The 23026-nt window shown below is 33.9% G+C and carries 22 protein-coding genes and 1 other RNA gene; all 23 read right to left on the bottom strand.

What is annotated here, in order from left to right; all coding sequences use genetic code 11:
* Positions 1–30 precede the first annotated feature (30 nt).
* The 23 genes from fliE to glyQ all read right to left on the bottom strand — a co-directional run bounded on the left by fliE (position 31) and on the right by glyQ (position 22900).
* The gene (fliE, locus tag HALSAC_RS0100945) at positions 31–318 is read right to left on the bottom strand and encodes a flagellar hook-basal body complex protein FliE (RefSeq protein WP_027338686.1); all 288 of its coding nucleotides are present in this window, start codon (positions 316–318) and stop codon (positions 31–33) included.
* A 94-nt stretch (positions 319–412) separates the two neighbouring features.
* Entirely contained in the window at positions 413–838 is a 426-nt protein-coding gene (gene flgC / locus HALSAC_RS0100940; RefSeq protein WP_027338685.1) for a flagellar basal body rod protein FlgC, read from the bottom strand.
* A gap of 2 nt (positions 839–840) precedes the next feature.
* Positions 841–1251 carry a flagellar basal body rod protein FlgB gene (gene flgB, locus HALSAC_RS0100935; protein WP_027338684.1) on the bottom strand — a complete coding sequence of 137 codons (411 nt, stop codon included), beginning with the start codon at positions 1249–1251 and terminating at the stop codon, positions 841–843.
* 238 nt (positions 1252–1489) lie between these two features.
* Positions 1490–2266, bottom strand: a complete 777-nt coding sequence (gene codY / locus HALSAC_RS0100930) for a GTP-sensing pleiotropic transcriptional regulator CodY (RefSeq protein ID WP_027338683.1) — start codon at positions 2264–2266, stop codon at positions 1490–1492.
* A gap of 150 nt (positions 2267–2416) precedes the next feature.
* On the bottom strand, positions 2417–3802 hold the full coding sequence (gene hslU, locus HALSAC_RS0100925; RefSeq protein ID WP_027338682.1) for an ATP-dependent protease ATPase subunit HslU: 1386 nt from the start codon (positions 3800–3802) through the stop codon (positions 2417–2419).
* A 14-nt stretch (positions 3803–3816) separates the two neighbouring features.
* Positions 3817–4344 (bottom strand): ATP-dependent protease subunit HslV, encoded by a 528-nt coding sequence (gene hslV / locus HALSAC_RS0100920; RefSeq protein WP_027338681.1) that lies wholly within the window; start codon positions 4342–4344, stop codon positions 3817–3819.
* Positions 4345–4432: 88 nt separating this feature from the next.
* A complete protein-coding gene (topA, locus tag HALSAC_RS0100915) occupies positions 4433–6526 on the bottom strand; it encodes a type I DNA topoisomerase (RefSeq protein ID WP_027338680.1) in 2094 nt (697 codons plus the stop codon).
* 24 nt (positions 6527–6550) lie between these two features.
* Positions 6551–7069, bottom strand: a complete 519-nt coding sequence (locus HALSAC_RS0100910) for a DUF494 family protein (RefSeq protein WP_027338679.1) — start codon at positions 7067–7069, stop codon at positions 6551–6553.
* Between the two features lie 50 nt (positions 7070–7119).
* Positions 7120–8250, bottom strand: coding sequence for a DNA-processing protein DprA (gene dprA, locus HALSAC_RS0100905; protein WP_027338678.1), 1131 nt, complete (start codon positions 8248–8250; stop codon positions 7120–7122).
* Between the two features lie 345 nt (positions 8251–8595).
* Positions 8596–8944: RNase P RNA component class A (gene rnpB, locus HALSAC_RS16260), an RNA gene on the bottom strand.
* Between the two features lie 162 nt (positions 8945–9106).
* Positions 9107–9820 (bottom strand): zinc ribbon domain-containing protein, encoded by a 714-nt coding sequence (locus tag HALSAC_RS14660; RefSeq protein WP_035571026.1) that lies wholly within the window; start codon positions 9818–9820, stop codon positions 9107–9109.
* Between the two features lie 76 nt (positions 9821–9896).
* Positions 9897–11015: a Nif3-like dinuclear metal center hexameric protein gene (locus tag HALSAC_RS0100895; protein WP_027338677.1), complete on the bottom strand. Its 1119-nt coding sequence runs from the start codon at positions 11013–11015 to the stop codon at positions 9897–9899.
* 15 nt (positions 11016–11030) lie between these two features.
* A complete protein-coding gene (locus tag HALSAC_RS0100890) occupies positions 11031–11717 on the bottom strand; it encodes a tRNA (adenine(22)-N(1))-methyltransferase (RefSeq protein WP_027338676.1) in 687 nt (228 codons plus the stop codon).
* Between the two features lie 105 nt (positions 11718–11822).
* On the bottom strand, positions 11823–12923 hold the full coding sequence (rpoD, locus tag HALSAC_RS0100885; protein ID WP_027338675.1) for an RNA polymerase sigma factor RpoD: 1101 nt from the start codon (positions 12921–12923) through the stop codon (positions 11823–11825).
* Positions 12923–14746 (bottom strand): DNA primase, encoded by a 1824-nt coding sequence (gene dnaG / locus HALSAC_RS0100880; RefSeq protein WP_027338674.1) that lies wholly within the window; start codon positions 14744–14746, stop codon positions 12923–12925. The genes rpoD and dnaG overlap by 1 nt, the downstream gene beginning before the upstream one ends.
* Positions 14747–14772: 26 nt before the next feature.
* The gene (locus tag HALSAC_RS0100875; RefSeq protein ID WP_027338673.1) at positions 14773–15213 is read right to left on the bottom strand and encodes a YaiI/YqxD family protein; all 441 of its coding nucleotides are present in this window, start codon (positions 15211–15213) and stop codon (positions 14773–14775) included.
* A 290-nt stretch (positions 15214–15503) separates the two neighbouring features.
* A complete protein-coding gene (locus HALSAC_RS0100870; RefSeq protein ID WP_027338672.1) occupies positions 15504–16088 on the bottom strand; it encodes a flavodoxin family protein in 585 nt (194 codons plus the stop codon).
* Positions 16089–16214: 126 nt separating this feature from the next.
* Positions 16215–17048: a pyruvate, water dikinase regulatory protein gene (locus tag HALSAC_RS0100865; RefSeq protein ID WP_027338671.1), complete on the bottom strand. Its 834-nt coding sequence runs from the start codon at positions 17046–17048 to the stop codon at positions 16215–16217.
* A 14-nt stretch (positions 17049–17062) separates the two neighbouring features.
* The gene (gene ccpN, locus HALSAC_RS0100860; protein ID WP_027338670.1) at positions 17063–17728 is read right to left on the bottom strand and encodes a transcriptional regulator CcpN; all 666 of its coding nucleotides are present in this window, start codon (positions 17726–17728) and stop codon (positions 17063–17065) included.
* A gap of 151 nt (positions 17729–17879) precedes the next feature.
* Positions 17880–18851, bottom strand: coding sequence for a class II fructose-bisphosphatase (glpX, locus tag HALSAC_RS14655; protein WP_035571023.1), 972 nt, complete (start codon positions 18849–18851; stop codon positions 17880–17882).
* Between the two features lie 46 nt (positions 18852–18897).
* The gene (locus HALSAC_RS0100850) at positions 18898–19650 is read right to left on the bottom strand and encodes an ankyrin repeat domain-containing protein (RefSeq protein ID WP_245579412.1); all 753 of its coding nucleotides are present in this window, start codon (positions 19648–19650) and stop codon (positions 18898–18900) included.
* 291 nt (positions 19651–19941) lie between these two features.
* On the bottom strand, positions 19942–22023 hold the full coding sequence (gene glyS, locus HALSAC_RS0100845; protein WP_027338668.1) for a glycine--tRNA ligase subunit beta: 2082 nt from the start codon (positions 22021–22023) through the stop codon (positions 19942–19944).
* The gene (gene glyQ / locus HALSAC_RS0100840) at positions 22016–22900 is read right to left on the bottom strand and encodes a glycine--tRNA ligase subunit alpha (protein ID WP_027338667.1); all 885 of its coding nucleotides are present in this window, start codon (positions 22898–22900) and stop codon (positions 22016–22018) included. Before glyQ ends, glyS begins: the two co-directional genes overlap by 8 nt.
* Positions 22901–23026 lie beyond the last annotated feature (126 nt).

Raw genomic sequence — 23026 nt, 5'->3', positions numbered from 1 at the left:
TTCACACCCCAATCTCACTGAACAAATACATTATAATTGCATCCTCATAACCTCTTGATATGCATCTACAGCTTTTGTAGTTATAGATGTAGTTAAATCTAAGGAAAGTTTTGCTTTTTGAGCAGCTACCATTACATCATGAACATCATCAACCTTCCCCAATGCCAAATCATTACCCATCTTATTACTTTTATGTTGCAAGTTATTAACCTTAGCTAAGGAACCTTTTAGCGTATCTACAAATGATCTATTTATTTCGCTTTTTCCTTGCTTAGATAGCTTAAAGGTATTAGCTTTAGCTATACTATTAATTTCCATCACACATCCCTCCTTCTTATAAATAAGCACTTATTTCTGTTAAGTAATAAGCGCTTAAGAAATAAAAATCTTCAGCCTGTACAACTTAAGAAATTCAACCTATATTTAAAGCACTTTCAATTATTGACTTAGAAGAATTCAAAGCCGTTACGTTGGCTTCATAAGCTCTTGTAGCAGATATCATATCAGTCATCTCAGAGACTATGTTTATATTAGGCTTCTTAACATAGCCATCTTCATTAGCATCTGGGTGAGTAGGCTTATAAACCAACCTTGGAGGTTCACCACTCTCTTTAATCTCTTTAACCTTTACACCATTACTTATCTGCTCCCCTTTGCTCAACTTACCAATCTCTTCGTTTAATTTTGTAGCAAAAACTGGCATCTTGCGTTTATAATACTCTCCATTTTCATCCTTAGTAGTATTAACATTTGCAATATTATTAGATATAATATCCATTCTCAAACGCTGAGCAGTTAACCCAGAAGCACTAGTATTCATTCCGTTAAATATTCCCAAGCTTATCTACCCCCTTTTTGAATAACTGAGTCTAGCCTATTAAACTGATTAGCAACCTGCCTTGCAATAGCTTGATATTCCAAAGTATTCTGCGCTAAAAAAGCCATCTCAGCATCTATACTCACATTGTTTCCATCTTCTCTAGCCGAACTATCAGCTTCAACACTGATCTGTGGTTTAAAATTAGATATATCTCTAGAACCTAAACTGATATGTCTTTTGTTTGTAACGGCCAGATCATTGTTGGAACCTTCTAATAATGATTCTAACTCTTTTTTAAAAGAGACTGATTTTCTCTTGTAACCTGGGGTATCTACATTTGCAATATTATCAGAAATCGCTCTATGGTTTTTGCTCAAAGAAGTTAAAGCACTTTGTAAAACCCCAAAATTATTATTATTAAATATCTCCATTTAATATATCCTCCTTTATTCAGATATATATAATTTAGGCCTCACTATCTGTATTTCAACTAATTTTTAAAAATTCCTTTAAAAAAATATATCCAAATTATAAAAAATATATTTTTGATCTTCATATGCACAATATTGCCTCTCATTAATGTTAATTTACTCCTAAAAATATAAATATAAAGGTTGCTTAGCAACCTTTATATTTATATTTATATGAAATTCCCTCCCTACCTCTTAACTAATCTATTTCTTCTAACTCCTCAAGTAAGGTATCATTTAAAATTTTGATATATGTTCCTTTCATCCCTAAAGATTTTGATTCAATTACTCCAGCACTTTCAAATTTCCTAAGAGCATTTACAATTACTGATCTAGTTATACCTACTCTATCAGCTATCTTACTAGCAACTAACAAGCCTTCACTACCTTCTAATTCTTCAAAAATATGTTCTATAGCCTCTAACTCTGAATAAGAAAGAGTCTCTAAAGCAATATGTACTGCCGCTCTCTTTCGCGCTTCCTTCTCGACCCTTTCACTTCTCAACCTTAAAATCTCCATCCCTACAACTGTAGCACCGTATTCAGCCAAAAGAAGATCACCTGATTCAAATTCTTCATCAAATCTAGCAGCTATCAATGTCCCTAGTCTATCTCCACCTCCATTGATAGGTACAACTGTCGTAAGCTTGTGTTTAAATATACACTCCTCATCTTTGAATACACAATGTCCCTCTTGTTGCTCATAATTAGAGCGAGTATGATAAATACCCAAAAGCCAATCATTATAATCTCTAGGAAAATGACCTTCACTAATTACTTCTTGAAACATTAAATCGCATTCAAATTGATCAATTAGAGTATAGCCTAATATAACTCCCTTTTCATCGACAATATAAAGATTAGCCTCTATTGTCTCACTCAAAACCTTCGACATCTCTTTAAAATCAACAGGGTTACCCGCTGATCGCTGTATGATTCGATTTATCTTCCGCGTTTTATTAAGTAGTCTATCTATATTCCCCACCTTTTCACCTCCAATAATTGGATTAGTTGCACTTTATACAACTAGCCATCAGTCGTCAGCTATCAGCTGAAGAACTTAATCTCTTGATCTTAGCTGACGTCTGATAGCTGACAGCTATAGTAATAAAGCTATGCTTTATTACTATAAAATATATTTACTTAAATCCTTGTCTTCTACGACAGAATCTAGCTTATCCTTTACATATTCTCGATTAATCTCAATCTCCCTTTTGGAAAGTTCTGGAGCCTCAAAGGATATCTCCTCTAATAACTTTTCAATTATTGTATGTAACCTTCTTGCACCTATATTTTCAGTCTCTTCATTAACTCTATAAGCTATCTCTGCTAACTCTTCAATAGCATCTTCACTAAAGTCTATATCTATATCTTCAGTTTTCAACAAGGCTTTGTACTGTTTTATTAAAGCATTCTCTGGCTTGGTCAAAATCTCTTTAAAGTCATCTTTGGAGAGACTATTAAGCTCTACCCTAATTGGGAATCTACCTTGAAGTTCTGGGATCAAATCGGTAGGTTTGGATAAATGAAAGGCCCCAGCTGAAATAAATAATATATGATCTGTCTTAACTGAACCATACTTCGTCATTATCGTTGACCCCTCTACAATAGGTAGTATATCTCTTTGTACACCTTCTCTAGAGACATCAGGACCTGATCCGCCTTTTCCTCCTGCTATCTTATCAATCTCATCTAAGAAGATCATCCCAGATTCTTGAACACGTTTGATAGCTTCTCTACTTACCTCTTCCATATCAATTAATTTCTGCGCTTCTTCTTCCTTTAAGACCTTTCTTGCATCTTTAATCTCTAACCTTCTCTTCTTCTTTTGATTAGGAAAGATCCCACCAAAGATATCTTGAAAATTAACACCCATCTCTTCTACACCTGCACCCGAAAAGATCTCTACCATCTGTGAGTTATTCTCTTCTACCTCTATCTCAATTACTCTATCTTCTAAAAGACCTTCCTTTAATTGCTTACGCAGCTTTTCTCGCTGACGTGCAAACCGCTCTTCTCTTTCTTCATTTAAGTAATCATCATCTTCATCATTTGCATTAAATAGATTGCCAAAAGGGTTATTACTTCTCTTCTTTGGTGAAGGTAATAAAATATTCAAAATCCTATCTTCTGCTAATTTTTCTGCTCTCTCTTGGACCAAAGCTGATTTCTCTTCTTTTATCATATTAATAGCAATCTGAACTAAATCTCTGATCATAGACTCTACATCTCTTCCTACATAACCAACCTCTGTAAACTTGGTTACCTCTATCTTAATAAAAGGTGCTTTAGCTAACTTTGCTAATCTTCTTGCTATCTCTGTTTTTCCAACACCTGTTGGCCCTATCATTAAGATATTCTTAGGAACAACCTCATCTCTTAAATCCTCCGAGAGTCGCTTTCTTCTATATCTATTTCTAAGAGCTATAGCTACAGATTTTTTGGCCTGTTTTTGTCCAATAATATACTTATCCAAACTCTCAACTATCTGCCTTGGAGTTAATTCTTCCATCATAAACCCCCTCCTTATATCTCTTCTACACTAATGTGCTTATTTGTATATATACATATATCTCCAGCAATCTCCAACGAACTTCTTGCTATATCAGAAGCTTTTAGATCAGTAGACTTATTAAAGGCTCTAGCTGCTGCTAGAGCATAAGCCCCCCCAGAACCAATAGCAGCAATTCCATCATCTGGTTCAATAACATCACCTGTCCCAGAGATGACCAATAAGGAATCTTTATTTGCTACCACTAATAAAGCCTCTAGTTTTCGAAGCATCTTATCTGTTCTCCATTCCTTTGCTAATTCAACTGCTGCCCTCTCTAAATTACCATGAAACTCCTCTAACTTCCCTTCAAATTTTTCAAAGAGTGTAAAGGCATCTGCTGCAGCACCAGCAAACCCAGCTAAGACCTTATCCCTATAAATCTTTCTTATCTTCTTCGCGCTATGCTTCATTACAGTATGCTGCATAGTTACCTGTCCATCACCTGCAATTGCTACCTCATCACCCTTCTTAATAGCAATCACCGTTGTAGCCTCAAACATATTAATCCCCCCTTTTTTGAATCAGATAATAGGTTATAGATGTTAATCCAAAAACATTAAAAGCTATTATCAATCTGTTATCTGTTCTTTACTCGCTGACTACTTTCTCATAACCGCAATCTTCAGCTGCACAATAATGTTTATGTTCTTTTTTAGTCTTCTTTTCAAATAAAATTCTTTTGCAATCAGGACACTTGTCTTTGATCGGTTTATGCCAACTCATAAACTCACAATCTGGATAGTTACTACACCCATAAAAAGGTCTCCCCTTCTTACTCTTACGCTTGATAACATCTCCACCTTCACAATCTGGACATTTAACTCCAACTTTATTTAAGATAGGCTTAGTATTCTTACAATCTGGATACTTTGGACAGGCTAGAAATTTACCATAGCGCCCATGCTTAATCACCATATTACTACCACATTTCTCGCATATAATATCTGTAACCTCGTCTTTTAATTGAACATCCTCCATATTCTTATGAGCCTTCTCTAATCGCTCTTCAAATGGAAAATACAATTCTTTCAATAACTTTACCCAATCTACCTCTCCAGTCTCGATCTTATCCAAACTATCCTCTAATTGTGCTGTGAATTCTATATCCGTTATATCAGGAAAGTGCTCAGTCAAAAGATTATTAACTAACTCTCCTAACTCTGTTGGTTTAAACCTTTTACTTTCCCTTTCCACATAACCTCTATTTTGAATTGTACTTACTATAGTTGCATAGGTACTTGGTCTCCCAATCCCTTTTTGCTCTAAAGTCTTAACAAGTTTTGCATCTGTATAACGTGGTGGGGGTTGGGTGAAATGCTGCTCTGGAATAACCTTATTCAAATTAACCTCTTCTCCTTCTTTTAACTCTGGGAGAAGTTCATCCTTGCTCCCACTCTTACTTGAATCGACTCTTAAGAAACCATCAAAAATTTCTATAGAACCTTTGGCCCTTAACCAATACTTATCCCCTCTTATATCTATTGTTAGGGTATTGTATAAAGCAGGACTCATCTGACTAGCCACAAGTCTCTCCCAAATTAGTCTATATAACCTGTATTGTTCCTTATTTAAGTAATCTTTCATTTTATCTGGACTTCTCTGAACTGATGTAGGTCTAATAGCTTCATGAGCATCTTGGGCATTAGATTTAGCCTGATAACTTTTGGCTTTCTTAGATAGATATTTTTCACCAAAGGTCTTAGCTATATAATTTCTACTTGCATTTTGAGCTTCTTTAGATATCCTAGTTGAATCTGTTCTCATATATGTAATCAAACCAACAGTTCCTTCAGCGCCTAAATCTAAACCTTCATATAATTGTTGGGCTATATACATAGTCTTTTTAGAACTAAAATTCAACTTATTAGAAGCTTGTTGCTGTAAACTACTAGTTGTAAAGGGGGCAGAAGGATTTCTTCGCCGTTTACTCTTCTTCACCTTTTTAATAGCTAACTTTTCCTCTTTTAATTGGTCAACTACTTTATCAACTTCTTCTTTACTAGTAATTTTAAACTTTTTATTATCAATACGGTGTAGTTTAGCATCAAACTCCTTTTTAGTACCAGCTTGCACCTTTGTATCTACTGTCCAATACTCCTCCTCTTTGAAGTTTCTAATCTCCTCTTCCCTATCGCAAACAATTCTAACTGCTACTGATTGTACTCTACCTGCACTTAGACCTTTTCTAACTTTCTTCCACAACAAAGGACTTAATTTATAACCGACTAATCTATCAAGTATTCTTCTAGCTTGTTGAGCATCCACCCTATCTTTATCTATAGGTCTTACTTTCTCTAATGCACTTTGAATAGCCCCTTTAGTTATCTCATTGAATTCTATTCTACAATTACTTTCTTCATCAATTTTTAAAGCATGGGCCAAATGCCAAGAGATTGCTTCTCCTTCACGATCCGGGTCTGTAGCTAGTAATATCTCCTTGCTCTTTTTCGCCTTCTTCCTTAACTTTTGTAAAGTCTTTCCTTTGCCTCTAATGGTTATATACTTAGGTGTAAAATTTTCTTCTACATTTACACCTAATTGACTCTTGGGTAGATCTATAACATGCCCCATAGAAGCCTCCACATCAAAGCCCTTTCCAAGAAACTTACTAATAGTCTTAGCTTTAGCAGGAGATTCTACTATTACTAGCTTCTTATTTTTTTTCTTTTTCTTCCTTGCCATAATCACACCTCCACCACTATAAATTTAATTGATATATTTTCCTTTTGATTCATCTAAACCATTAAGTTCTTCAACTTTTCTTGTTATAAGGGCCAACCTAAATTCATCATCAATAACCAATTCTAAAGCTTTCCAAAAATCAATAAGATTAACAATACTACTATACTCTACTAAACACTTACTTATTACTAGTTCAACCTCTTCTCCATTAATTAAATTTAAGGCAAGTAATTTAATAATAACCCCTTGAACCCCTAAACTTAATTTTAATCTTTCTCTAAAATTAAAGACCCTATTGAAACTTCTACTATTTATGTTGACTTCATAATCAGCTTCTTTTCTTAAACTTTTTTGATTATCTCCTGACACCTCTATTATCTCCGAAGTAGAGAATATAAATTCAAAAGCCTGACTAATCTCTGCTAAATCATAACCCTCTTCTCTTAAAGATTGAATCAACTTCTCTTCATCATTTACTAAGTCTTCACTATATAATAACCTCTTTACCAGATGACTAATTATCTCAAACACATTCTCTCTCATATCTAATGTGGTATGTAGATTCCATACCTACTCCTTCCTAAATCAATTTGTTAATCCACTATCTTAAACCTACGCCCTACTAACTGCTCTATAAATCCTTTTATCTCTAAATCTAATAATACCCTATTTAACCTTGAAGTGTCAAAATTCATCCTATTAAATAAATATTCAAATTGTTGTGGTTTAGAAGATAATACCTTATACACAGCAACCTCATCCTCAGTTAAAACACTTAATCTATCATCAAAAGATGCACCCTCTTCACTTGTGTCTCCTGCACCTTTAGCAAACCTTTTTTCTCCAATCTGTAAAGAAAATAAAGGCAATTCTTCTCTTATATCATCTATGTTTTGAACGAGCTTAGCTCCACTCTTAATTAAGTGATTTGTACCTATACTTTGCTTCTTATTGATATCACCAGGTATAGCAAACACCTCTCTACCTTGATCAAGAGCATAATTAGCTGTTATTAAGGAACCGCTCTTCTTATCAGCTTCCACTACTAAAGTTCCCAAAGAAAGACCACTTATAATCCTATTTCTTATAGGGAAATTACCCCCATGAGGTTGAGTTCCCAAAGGAAAAGTGCTCAAAACAGCTCCATTATCAATGATCTCATTCATCAAAGTATAGTTTTCAGGTGGATAAACAACATCAAGACCAGATCCTAAAATAGCATAAGTTGCTCCACCTTTCAAAGCCCCTTTATGGGCTGCTGTATCAATCCCTCTAGCCATCCCACTAACAACTGAAACCCCTAAATCAACTAATCTCTTAGCAACTTTAAAAGCTATACTCTTACCGTAAGTAGTACACCTTCTAGAACCAACAACAGCAAGAGAAGGTCTATCTATTCCCCTTATATCCCCTCTATAATATAAAAGAGGCGGAGGATAATATATCTCCTTTAATAATTTAGGATAACATCTATCAGATAAAGTTACAACCTTAACTTTATTTTTATTCAATAACTTGAATTCATCTTCAAAGTCAAAGGTGTTTTTAGATTTAATAATATTTTTAGCAGTAGAAGGACCAATTCCCTCTACATTAGTTAATTCTTCGCCATAAGCTTCCCAAACCCCTTGTGCATCATTAAAATAATCTAAAAGTTTCCTTATTTTAAGCGGACCCAATCCTTTAACCTTTGTTAACCATACCCAATAAAGCTTCTTTTCCATATTAATATCACCTACCTATTTTAATTTAAACAATAGGTATTATTCCATTAGATTCCATATTTATACACAAATCTAGGAATACCTTCTTCTAGTTTGAAATATATAGTAATAAAGTGTCACTTTCGTGCCACTAGTAATGGGTAATGAGTGAAGAGTAATGAGTAAAATCAAAATCTCAAAACTTCTTATAAGCCTTAGCTAACAAAGGGGTTCCTGTTTTTTTAAGGTTTTACCCATTACTCATTACTGATTACTCATCACCAGTAATAAAGCTCTGCTTTATTACTATAAAAAAAGACCCTCCACAAAAGTGAAGAGTCTAAATAATATTTATATTAAATATTAGGGTTGAGTAGGCCTGTAAGCCGGGTTCTGTACCCTCACGGGCAATGATCATCCATCTAGGGTAACAATTGCTTGTCACCTCAAGCGACCTAACCCGGAAAGATGAGCGAGCTACTCTTAACCTCTCCCTACTTGGTCTTGCTCCGGATGGGGTTTACCTTGCAGGTCCTGTCACCAAAACCCCGGTGCGCTCTTACCGCACCCTTTCACCCTTACCTATCAAAGGCGGTTTCCTTTCTGTGGCACTTTCCCTCGAATTACTCCGGCTGGCCGTTAACCAGCATCCTGCTCTATGGAGCCCGGACTTTCCTCAAGTATCCACTATACTTGCGATCATCCAGCCTACTCAACTCTTAAAATTTAATAGCCAAATAAAATTATAACACTTAGAATTAAAGTTGTCAATTATAAAACATTAATAACCTTTCTTTGCGACAACAAAACTTATGATAACACTAATAATAATTAAAGTCAAACAAAACAATTAGTTAATTAATGGAAAACCTATCCCCTATCCCTTATAATAAAGCATTCTCCCACAATTATCACATAAGACCATCTCATCGGCTTCCTTAACCTCCCTAACTAAATTAAAAGGAAGAGAGATCCTACACCCCATACAATAACCATCCTCAAGCTTTGCCACCGCTTTGTAGCTCTTCCTACGATAAAGGTCATTGTATTTTGAAATCAACCCATCTTCTAATAGTCTTTTTACTTCTTCTTTATCCCTTTTTAGCTCTTCTAACTCTTCTTTGTACTGATCCTTCCTAAACTCTTCTTCTCTCTTTAACTCCTTAACCTTTTCTCTTATCTTGTTTAGCTCATCTTCACCTTCACTTAACTTCCCCTCTCCTTCCTCTATTTCCATCATTAGTTCTAGTAATTTTTCTTCAACTTCCCCTTTATTTTCACTAACTTTCCTTAACTTATCTTGCAACTTCTCTAACTCTTTTGGGTTTCCTATCTCACCACTATATAATTGTTCCTTATAATCTTTCTCCTTTCTTAAAAGAAGATCATCTTCAAATTCAATATCCTTGGCCCTCTTCTTTAATTCTTTTAACTTTAATTCGCCCTCACCCAAAGCCTCTTCTCTCTTAAATAAATCTTCCTCTCTAACACCTACCTCCTTCAAATTAGATACAGATTCAAGCTTTCTTTCAACCTCTTTTATCCTATCATCTATCCCTTGTAACTTATATAACAACTCCACCTTATTCATATCATCACTCCTTTTTGTTTTTATAGTTTTAATTATCTATGAGCATAGAAAAGAGTAGGTCTAATATTAGACCTACTCAGATTATGACAAAAGGATCTGTATTCACTTTAGATTCTATAACTTCTACCTTAAAATTATTACTCTTTATCTCTTTATTTAAATACTCTCCCATAGCTGATTTAACTATTTTTTCTGTACCATAATGTCCAGCATCAATTAAAGCAATCCCTTCTTCTTGGGCCAACTGCCCTTCATGATACTTAATATCACCAGTCACAAATACATCAACACCTTTAAAAGATGCCGCTTTAATATAGTCTCCACCACTACCACTACATACTCCCACCTTGGCAATTTTATCATCAAGAGAACCTATAACTCTCAAAGTGTCTAGATTTAATTCCTCTTTAACTACTTGACAGTATTCTCTTAAAGTAATCGCTTCATCTAAATAACCTACCCTGCCAAGACCAAATCTTGACCCGGGGTTATCTAATGGATAGACATCATAAGCAACCTCTTCATAAGGGTGGGCTTTAATCATCTTTGAAACCACCTTGTTTAATTTAGAATTAGGTACTATAGTCTCTAACCTGACCTCTTCAACCTCACTTAGCTCCCCTTTGCTACCTATATAAGGTTCACTACCCTCTAAAGCTTTAAAACTCCCTATCCCTTCTTGAGCAAAGAAACAATCACTATATTTTCCTATCCATCCTGCTCCAGCTCTTCCCATAACTTCTCTTACACCTTCTAAGTTATCTTTAGGAACAAAGACTACAACCTTTTTCATCTCTTCTCTAGCAGTTACTTGTAAAACATCAGTATTAGTTAAACCTAAGCTTTGGGCCAAGTAATCATTTAACCCACCTTCACCTATATCATAATTTGTATGGGCTATATAAATAGAGATGTCCTCTTTAATAGCATCCCTAATCAACCTTCCTATAGAGGTATTGTAGCGAATTTTTGAGATCCCCTTAAAGATAAGAGGGTGGTGTCCTATAATCAAATCTACACCTTCTTCTTTGGCTTCAGATAAGACCTCTTTAGTAATATCTAACGTTAGCATAACCTTAGATACCGTTTGATTATAATCCCCTACCTGCAATCCTACATTATCCCACTTATAGGCCAACCTCTTAGGTGCAATTTTATCAATTAAAGTAGTAATCTGCTGCAATTTAACTGCCATCCTCTTCCCTCCTTACTAAGTAATCCTTCTCTTTAAACCCTTTAGTTTATTTAGCTTCTTATTTATTATATCTATTTTAGGATGGTTTGGAGCATTCATTGATATCTTTTCAATAACCTCACTCCATTCATCCTCTAAACTCTTAAAATAAAGTTCTAACAATGGATCTTTTTTCTCTAGCAACTTTGGCCCTAATTCTAAGATGAATTCACCTTCATCATCCATCTCTCCAGGCTTAGCAGCTATAATCTGATAAAGGAAATCTCCTTCTAAAATTAATTTCTCATCAGAAATCTTATAACCATTCTTTACAAGCCACCTCCGCAAAGAAGAAGCCCCTGCCATAGGCTGTAATACCAACTTATCCAATTTAAGGGCCAAGGACTGATCATCCTCCAAAATTGACTTGATTGTCTTACTCCCCATCCCTGCTATAACGACTTGATCAACTTCACCCTCATTTAAAACAGACAACCCAGATCCCAACCTAACATCTATTCTATCAGATAAAGCAAATCGTCGAACATTATTTAAAGCCGCTTTATAGGGAGCCTTATTATAATCACTTGCTATTATGTAATTATCCTTATCCTGCCTTGCTAAATGAATAGCTAGATACCCATGGTCAGCTCCAATATCCCCTACTCTAGCAGGCAAATCTAAAAGATCAACTATACTCTTTAACCTTGGTGACAACTTCATACTTTACTCCTTCTTTAAAATTTATGTTTTCCCTGCAAAAGTTATGAAAAAAGCGGGCATTGGCCCACTTTTTAATAACTCTCAACTATCAGCAAAATCTTTAATTTATGTTAAATAATCTTTAAGTTTCTTACTCCTACTTGGGTGTCTTAACTTCCTTAGAGCTTTAGCTTCGATCTGTCTTATACGTTCACGAGTAACCCCAAACTCTTTACCAACCTCTTCTAAAGTCCTAGATCGACCATCTTCTATACCAAACCTTAACTCTAAGACACGTTTTTCTCTATCTGTTAATGTATCTAAAACACCATCTAACTGTTCTTGTAATAACATAAAAGAAGCAGCAACAGAAGGTTCAGGAGCATCTTCATCTTCAATAAAATCTCCTAAATAACTGTCTTCTTCTTCACCAATTGGCGTCTCCAAAGATACAGGCTCTTGAGCAATCTTCTTTATTTCTCTAACCTTCTCTTCAGTAATATCCATCTCGTTAGCAATCTCTTCTACAGTAGGTTCACGCCCTAACTCTTGTACCAAGTGTCGAGAAACCCTAATTAACTTATTAATCGTCTCAACCATATGAACCGGAACCCTTATAGTCCGTGCTTGATCTGCAATTGATCTAGTAATGGCTTGTCTAATCCACCAAGTCGCATAAGTACTAAATTTATAACCCTTAGTATAATCAAACTTCTCTACAGCCTTTATAAGCCCTAAATTACCCTCCTGAATTAAATCTAAAAACAACATACCTCTACCAACATACTTCTTTGCAATGCTTACAACCAACCTTAAATTTGCTGCTGCTAACTTCTGCTTGGCTGCTTCATCTCCTTCTTCCATTCTTTTAGCCAATGATTTTTCTTCATCAGCTGTTAATAATGGTACCTTCCCAATCTCTTTTAAGTACATCTTAACTGGATCATCTAAACTAACCCCAGCAGGTATACTCAAATCTAGCTCTACCTCATCATTATCGTCTTCATCATCATTATCGCTATCATCATTACTATTTACATTTTCATCATCTTCTACTTCAATACCCATAGATGAAAAACTCTCATAAATCTCCTCTATCTGTTCTGTATCTAAATCTATTTCAGAGAGAGCATCCATTATTTCCTGATATCTTATTTTACCCTCTTTTTTGCCCTTAGCAATTAACTCTTTTACTTTTTCTGCAATAATCTTCTTATCGACAGCCATTAATTAACCTCCTTCCTAAAGAGATTCATATACTCTTTAAGTAATTCTCTTTCTCTATCCACATCACCTGTTATTTGCGCTTCTTTAATGTCCTTATTTAACTTATCCATCTTCATTACAGTTTGATACTCCTTTATTCTATTAATATATTCTTCATCACCTATCATCTCTTCTGTATAACTTAAGGAATCTTCCTCCTGAACCGATAACCTTAATAACAACCTCTTCACTTTATCATCTGATATAATTTTGAGTAGATTATTCACTTCTAACTTATTATTATCACTATAAGATTTATAGATTAAAGCTACCAACTCTTGGTATTCTTCTTTTATAAAATCAACTGGATCTAATTCATCTTTAAACTTTTTAATTAAGCTAGGGTTTTTTAAAACACTTCGCAATAATTCATCCACTGTTTTTAAATGGAGCTTAAACCTGGAGTCCTTTACTTCTTCTATTTTAATCTTATTAATATTATTCCTAGAATTACTCTTTCTATCCTCATCTAGGCCCTTAACTTTATATTTATTGATCTCTTGTTTTATGATATCTATACCTATATTTAATTTGTTAGCAACTACTTTGCTATACTCTTCTATTTCAACCTGATTATTTAACCTAGATAAGAGAGCAACAATCTCCTCTACTACTCCAACCTTAGCATCTATATCCTTAAAATTACTCTCTTCTAAGATCTTATTAATTTTAAATTCCATAAGAGACGAAGAACTTGCTTTTAACTCTTCAAAGGCAACCTTTCCTTTACTCTTTAAAAAATCATCTGGATCCTCTCCCTCAGGAAGAGTTATTACTTTTACATTAAGACCCTCTTTCTTTAAGACATCTAAACCTCTTAGAGTCGCTTTCTCTCCTGCTGTATCTGAATCATAAGCAATATATACAACATTAGCATACCTCTTTAATAACTTGGCCTGGTTATTAGTTAAAGCTGTACCTAAAGAAGCAACTACATTCTCAATCCCTAATTGATGTGCTCTAAGCAAATCTGTATATCCTTCTACTATAATAGCTTCATTACTCTTTTGTATAGACCTTTTAGCCCAATTTAGTCCATATAAATTCTTACCCTTATCAAAGATAATAGTTTCGGGAGAATTAAGATATTTAGGATAATCATCTTCATCTATAATTCTACCTCCAAACCCAATGGCATCTCCTCGATGATTAAATATTGTAAAGATCACCCTATTTCTAAATCGATCATAATACCCTTTCCCCTTCTTTCGTGGAATTACAAGACCAGATTTATCTAAAATGCCATCTGAATAACCTTTATTTTTTAAGAATTTATATAATCCTTGCCAACGATCAGGAGCAAATCCCAGCTTAAAATTATCCATAACTTTACTATCAAAACCCCGTTCTTGCAAATAACCTTTAGCAACCTCTCCATAATCGGAATCAACAAGAAGATAATTATAAAATCGAGTAGCTAAGTTATGAATCTCTATTAGCTCTCTTTTTTCATCTCTTTTTTTTCTTAACTTCTTTTCATCTTGATTTTTAGCTACAGATATCCCTGCTCTATCTGCTAAATTCTGAACGGCTTCGACAAAATTAAGACCTTCTATATCCATTACAAAATTGAAGATATCCCCTCCAGCTCCACAGCCAAAACAATAATAGAGCTGCTCGGTTGGATTAACATTAAAAGAAGGGGTCTTCTCTTCATGAAAAGGACATAAACCTTTATAACTTTTCCCGCCCACTTCCAACTTAGTATAATCAGATATCAAATCTATTATGTCATTACTAAGCCTAACCTGCTCTATCAATTCATCACTATAGGAGTTACTCACAAGCTGTCACCTTCTAATTCAGATATTTATGACAATTTTTCAATTAAATTAGATAAAGTATCAATGAATCTATTCTTATCTTCCCCACTATACTTGCTTGCTTTTGATATATAGACACCCTGACGTCTCAATTTTGCTGAAAAATGTCTATTAGCTAATAGATAATCAATTCTTTCTTCACTAAAGGTTTTTCCATAAAAAGATATTACATATGCATTCTTTCCTAAAGCTAAAGAAGCCAACCCATAATCATTTGTAATAACAATATCTCCACTTTCAACTCTATTTATTAAAACCATATCGACCTCTTGATAATTACTATCAACAGTTATATGTTCTGCTTCAACTCTATTATTATTCCAATGGGCCAAGCTTATAAAGATAAAGAGGGCTATATTATACTTTAAAGCTATCTTGGAAACCTCTTCTTTAACTGGACATGCATCTCCATCCACTAAAATTCTCATAACCTACTCCTTAAAACTAATTTAGGTTAAATACCATCTCAACTTTATCTCCTTATTTTTTAACCTCTAAAGAATAAATTACCTAGGGTTTATAAACAGACCCTTAAAAATATTTCTGACACCAATAACAACTTTTCGACAATAAATTATTAATACCTTCTTTTTATATAAAAAAAGAATTAAACTTAACTTTATTTGCAATAGTTTGCAATTTACTTTTTAGTTAACTTTTTCCTTTGTTTATTATACCCTGAAAAAGATCAATTATTCAGAAGTCAAATTAGCTCTTATTAAGATGTACTTTTAGCTACCCTAACAACTCTCATACCGAGAGCTTTAGATTGCTTTTTGCCTTCCAAGTCTTCTTTAGCGGGTTTTTGACTACAAGCCCCTTGGTGACCCACATTCCCTTCTTTAATACCATCACCTACAACTAGCATTCCCTGTATAAACATCATATCATGAAGTGCTTTTATTGTAGTCTCTTGACCCCCATAACGAGAAGCACCAACACTTATAGCCCCACCTACTGTATCAAATAAGGCTTTTTCACTTCTTAAAGCCCGAGTCATATCCCAAAAAGCCTTTAATTGACCACTTGAAGTTCCAAAATAAACTGGACTTCCCAATATTATTCCATCTGCTTGGGCCAACTTCTCAAACTGCTCTTCTAACAATGTACCTTTGTAACAAACCTTTAAACAAGGACTAGAACAATGTGTACAGAAGGGTTCATTTAGCTCCTTTAAAGCATCACGAATATGAATCAACTCTACCTTGGCACCCTCTTTTTTGGCTCCTTCTAAAGCCTCTTCCAATAAAACAACCGTATTCCCATTTTTATTAGGACTTCCATTTATACCTAAAACCTTCACTTAATCATCCTCCTTAACCATATCCGATGTAGGATTTGCGTTATAATTATTATTACAAGATAATAATAAAAAATCCTCTAATTTTTTTCTTTCCAGTTCAAAAATAATTTTTTATGTAGTATAAATTTAAATATCACTCTTTGATAATCTCATTGTGTTTAATACTTCATCAGCAACCTCTTCAATCGACTTATTAGTTATATTTATAATTGGGCATCCTAAGCAGTCGATTATAGAATCTGCATAATCAATCTCCTCTTTTATCCTATCAAGTTTTATATAGTCAACCTTTTGATTAAAATCCATAGACTTCAACCTTTCTTGTCTAAACTTTTGTAAGATAGATGGATCTATAATTAGACCAACTATTTTACTTTTATCTAGCTCATATAATTCCTTGGGTGGTACTACCTCTGGAGATAAAGAAATATTAGCAACTTTATAACTTTGATGAGATAAGTATATACTTAAAGGTGTCTTGGAGGTCCGTGATACACCTATCAAAACAATATCTGCCTCTTTTAATTTATTTAAGTTTTTACCGTCATCACATCGCCTAGCGAAATCTATACAATTAACCCTATCAATCACTTCTCCATCAAACTCATAACTTAAACCTACTTCAAGTTGTGGTTGTTGATCTAAAGCTTGCGAAATTTCATTTATTAACGGCCCCATTAAATCTACTCTTGGAATCTTATACTTTTTAGCTTCTTCTTCTATGTAGTCACATAATTCAGGTAATACAAGAGTGTAAGCTAAAATTACATTCCCATTCTCTTTAGCCTTATTAATTACATTAGCTAACCTGTCAATATTGGATATATTCGAAAAGATTTCGATTTCAATATTTTCAGTATCAAACTGAATAGCTATAGAATTAATTATAGTTTCTGCAGTCTTTCCAGTAAAATCTGATATGGCAAATATAGTTAAATCATTAACTTTTTCTTCTAACAACTTTAATCCTCCTTTTATATATCTAACTTAAAATCGACAAAAACTCTAGTAATATTTGTCTTACTTACCTTCCCAATTATCTTTAATTTATTATTTTTCTTATCTACCTTATCTATCTTATCATCAGTAAAACTTTCTACTACTGGTAAAGCATCTACTTTATAGTTCACTATTTTTTTAGCAGCCTCAAAGATTGTATCTTCATCTTTAATTGTTATAATATTAGGCATCCTAGTCATAGCAATACTAACTGGTAATTGGGTAATATCATTCTCTCCCATAGATATTTTTAATAAATCCTTTCTAGAAATAACGCCTACCAAAGCCTCATTATCATCTATGACAAATAATGAGCCTGTATCTTCTAAAAACATAGTTACTATGCCATCATATATAGAAGTTTCTTCCTTAACTATAATCGGAACTGACTTAACCTCTTTTACTTTTTTTTCATATAGCTCATCAAAGTTTTTCAAATATGAGTTTTCTGCAACAAAAAAATACCCCACCTTAGGCTTGGCTTTTAATATATTAGCCATAGTTAAAATAGATAAGTCTGATCTTAATGCTCCACGAGTTAAATCTAATTCTTTAGCTATCTCCTTACTGGTAATAGTCTTATTTTTCTTTACGATTTCAATTATCTTCTTCTGACGCTCACTTAAATTAATATTAATCACCTCCTACATATTATGAAATCCTATATATATTATATCAAATAATAATAATTTCAAAAGCCATATTTAAAATAGAAGCTAAATTTGAACTTTCCTCTTAATATAGAAAGGTCCCACCCTATAAGGCTGGGACATAAACTTTAATTTTTTATAGTTAACTTACTTTCAACTGGGAGGACATCTCAGTATTTAATTGATTAAATTCCCTAATATTCTTACCTTCTTCAACACTACTTCTAATTAATATAGAATGAGCTTTCACAACTCCCTTATGACACTTAACCCCTTTCAATAGCTCTCCATTGGTTATACCTGTCATGGATACTACAATATCATCACCTTGAACTAAATCATCTGTAGTTAATACTCGCTTAAGATCATCAATTCCCATCTCTAAAGCCCTTTTTTTCTCAGATTCATTAGATGCTAAAAGTTGGGCTTGCATCTCTCCTCCTAAACATTTTAATGCAGCAGCAGTGACAACCCCCTCTGGAGCACCACCAACCCCTAACAAGATGTCTCCTTCCATATAACTTAATGCAGTAGATATTCCACCTATTATATCCCCAGCATTAATTAACTTTACTTTGGCCCCAGCTTCCCTTACTTCCTTAATAATTTCTCGATGGCGAAACCTATCTAATATAATAGCTGTAAGATCAGAGACTTCTTTACCTAAAGCTTTAGCTACAGATTTCAAATTTTCACTTGGAGAAGCATTTAAATCTATTGCGCCTTTAGCCCCTTCTCCTACAGCTATCTTCTTCATATACATATCAGGAGCACCTAAAATTTTCCCCCTCTTAACTGCTGCAACTACTGCTAGGGAATTAGGTAAGCCTTTAGCAGCCAAAATAGTTCCTTCTACTGGATCAACTGCTATATCTAAATTATACTCGCCGCCTATTCCAAGTTCTTCACCTATATAAAGCATTGGCGCTTTGTCCCTCTCTCCTTCTCCAATAGCTACCCTTCCATTGATACTTATATTATTAAAAACACTTCTCATAGCATCAACACCAGCCTTATCAACAGCATCCTTGTTACCTTTTCCTATTAATGGAGCAACAGCTAATGCAGCAGCTTCTGTTACTCTAACAAAATCCAATGCTAAATCTCTATTCATTCTATTATCCCCTTCCTATTATTACTTTATAACATTAAAAACCAGCCTAGCAACCCAATTCTTTTAACCTCGAACAAGCAACTGTATCCTTTAAATTCTTATTATTTAGTAAATAATCTAAAGCTACCAATCCTTCTTCATTTACACTATTAGCTTTTGCACCATAATCTAATAGTAGCAGTATAGTCTCCGGTTTTTTAGCCTTTTGAGCAGCAGACATTAAAATTGTCTTTCCTTGACTATTATGTAAATTTACATTTGCCCCTGCTTCTATTATTTCTCTTATAACCTCTTCCTTCTCATTATTCTTTATTGCCCAAAGCAAAGGTGTGTTTCCTCGCTTATCTTTAGCATTAATATCTGCTCCATTTTGAACCAAATAATTAATTACCTTTAAAGATTTATTTTCAGTAGCATATAACACAGGTGTTCTCCCTAACCCTTCTTTGGCATTCACATCTGCCCTTGCTTTAATTAAGGCATTAATTACTTCTAAACTTTTATTATATTTAGCTGCATAAATAAGGGCAGTTTTACCAAGACCACATCTCGCATTAACATTTGCACCAGCTTTAATTAATAAGTGTATCAAATTAACATCTTCGCTATGCCATGCTGCAAATATTAATGGAGTTGAACCTGAATTATTCCTAGCATTAACATTAGCCCCTTTCTTTATAATTTTTTTTATTACACCTAAACTCCTATTATTTTTAATACTCATAATCAACTCTGTATCATCATACTTATTTACCTTATTAACCATCATATCTAATTTACTTGAACTTGCTAAAGTCATAACTGTCAAATTGACCCCTCCTTTATTTTCATCGACATTTGAATACATTCTATCAAAAATAAATGATTAATGCAACACATAAACAATAAATAGTGTACACTATTTATTGTCAGAGTTCTATTTTTGAACATTTTTAATTAATAAAAGTGTTTATATGCTTTTTTTATACTATAATTTAGATATATGTTATTCTATTTGATTGTATCATTTAGTAAATTTTACTTGTATAAATAAAATAATCCTAGGGCTTAAAATTAAGCCCTAGGATTATTTTATTTAATTTATAGTTGTTTAATCTATAACTATCTTATCTAAATCGCCAATTCTAGATAATAAATTAGAAATTAAATTTAAAAGGGCCAACCTATTATTTTTAACCTCTCCTCTCTTATCCATTACCATTACTGAATCAAAGAAATTATCTATATTCTTCTTTAAGCTTCCAACCCCTTGCAAAGCTTTAAGGTACTCTCTTTTTTCTGTTAAAGATTCAACTTTAACTTTTATATCTAAATAATCTGAATATAGATCTTTCTCACTCGCATCCTCTAATAAATCTTCATCTACTATATCATTAACACTCTTTTCAGCTAAGTTATTAACACGATTGAAGGCTGTAATCAACTCTTCAAAACCTTCTTCTTCTCTAAATTCCATCATTGCTTTAGCTCTAATAAGTGTATCATTGATATTGGAATAATCTACACTTAAGATAGAGTTTATCACATCATATCTAACTTCATCTTCCTCTAGCAGATTCTCTAACCTTAGCTTAAAAAATTCTAAAACATCTGCTCTAACCTCTTCTATAGACCTCTTTAACTTACCTGTCTGCTCTAATACCTCCAACTCCCAATTAATTAAATCCTTTAAAGTAGTTTCCAAACCAGCATCTACAATTATCCCAACAACTCCTTGAGCTTGTCTTCTTAAGGCATAAGGATCTTGAGAGCCTGTAGGTATTATACCAACACTAAAGCAACCAACAATATTATCTATCTTATCTGCAATAGATACTATTATCCCCGCCTCGCTACTAGGCAAGATATCTCCTTTATACCTTGGTAGATAATGTTCAAAGATTCCATTGGCAACTCCTTCTCCTTCTCCATCAATCAAGGCATACTCTCTTCCCATAACACCTTGTAATTTAGAGAATTCATTTACCATCTCAGTTACTAAGTCAGCTTTAGACAACTTAGCTACTCTATTAACCTCTTTAATCTTCTCTTTAGATAGATTAAGATTTTGAGCAATTTCATCTGATAAATTCTGAATTCTTTCTACCTTCTCATAAAGGGTACCTAGATCTTCTTGGAAGATAATATTCTTCAATTTATCAACCTTATCCTCTAACTTATCCTTTTGATCCTCTTTATAAAAAAACATAGCATCAGATAGTCTAGCTTGTAATACCTTTTCATTTCCTGCTCTAACAACATCTATATATTCATCATTACCATTTCTTACTGTGATGAATAAGTTTCTCAAATTACCTTTTTCATCTTCTACAGGAAAGTAACGTTGGTGCTCCTTCATTGATGTAATTAAAACTTCATCAGGTAATTCTAGGAATTCATCGGAGAAAGAACCTACTAAGGCAGTTGGATATTCAACTAAGAAATTAACTTCATGTAATAATTCATCATCTATAATAACTTTCAAACCTTCTTTTTCTTCTAATTGCCTAATCTGCTTCAAAATAAGCTCTTCTCTTTCTTTACTATCTACAACTACCCACTCCTGAGCTAACTTCTCAAAGTATTCCTTACTAGAAGCAACCTCTACCTTACCTTCACTTAAGAACCTATGACCTAGGGTCCAATTACTAGACTCTACACCTGCAATAGACAGATCTATTACCTTTTTTCCATAAAGGCTTAAAATCCATTTTATTGGTCTAGCAAATCTCATCTCTTCGTTGGCCCATCTCATAGGCTTAGAAAATTTAATACCTTTGATAATCTCAACCAATATATCAGGTAAAAGATCGCTTACTTCCTTTCCTTCTTCTCTAGTAATCGCAAAGACATATTCACCGCTTTCTGTATCTCTAACCTCCAATTCCTCCGGAGAGATACCTTGCCCTCTAGCAAAACCTGACCCTGCAGGACTAGGATTTCCTTCTTCATCAAAGGCAATTCTCTTAGCAGGACCTCTAACCTCTCTTTCTAAATCCTCTTGCCTCTCTTCTACATCTTCTATAAGCAATACCAAACGCCTTGGAGTACCAGTTACTCTTATCTTAGCAATATCTATTCTATTATCAGCAAATAGTTCCTCTGTTAAATTTTTTATCTGCTCAAAACAACTATTCATAAATCCAGCTGGTATCTCTTCAGTACCAATCTCTAATAATAAATTTTTACTCATTAGCCTTACCTCCTTTTAACAACGGATAACCTAATTCTTCTCTCTGTTCAACATACCTTTTAGCTGATCTTTTGGCTAAATTTCTTACCCTAGCAATATACCCAGTTCTTTCGGTTACAGAGATAGCTCCCCTAGCATCTAAAAGGTTAAAGGTATGAGAACACTTCAAGATATAATCAAAGGCTGGTAAAACAAGCCCCTTATCTAAAATACTCTTTGCCTCTTCTTCATAGATATTAAACATTTTTAATAACCTATCAACATTAGAAACCTCAAAGTTATAAGTTGAATGCTCCACCTCTCCTTGGTGGTATACATCTCCATAACTTATATCTCCTATCCACTGAATATCATAGACACTATCTACTTCTTGTAGATACATAGCAAGCCTCTCTAAACCATAAGTAATCTCAACAGATACAGGCTTACACTCAACTCCTCCAACCTGCTGAAAGTATGTAAACTGAGTTATCTCCATTCCATCAAGCCAAACTTCCCAACCAAGACCCCAAGCTCCAGTAGTTGGATTTTCCCAATTATCCTCAACAAAACGAATATCATGTTTAGCAGGATCAACACCCAAAGCCTCTAAGCTCCTTAGATATATCTCTTGGATATCATCAGGTGATGGTTTCATAATAACCTGATATTGATAATAATGCTGCAAGCGATTTGGGTTCTCTCCATATCTACCATCTGCCGGTCTACGACAAGGCTCTATATAAGCCACATTCCAAGGCTCTGGTCCTAAAGACCTTAAGAAAGTAGCTGGATTCATAGTCCCAGCACCTACCTCAATATCATAAGGCTGAGCAATTATACACCCCTCCTTGGCCCAAAATTGATTTAAATTATTAATCATCTCTTGAAATTCCATTAAAACTCCTCCTTATATTAACTATCAGCTAACAGCTGTCAGCATTCATCTTAAAAAAATTGTGTCTATAGTCTGTGGCTTCGCCACAGACTATCCTCTATCCCTACGAGTTTTTAAAGACCAAAA

It is taken from the genome of Halonatronum saccharophilum DSM 13868, assembly GCF_000517025.1.
Classification (GTDB): Bacteria; Bacillota; Halanaerobiia; order Halobacteroidales; family Halobacteroidaceae; genus Halonatronum; species Halonatronum saccharophilum.
This window is presented reverse-complemented; position numbering and strand designations above follow the sequence as displayed.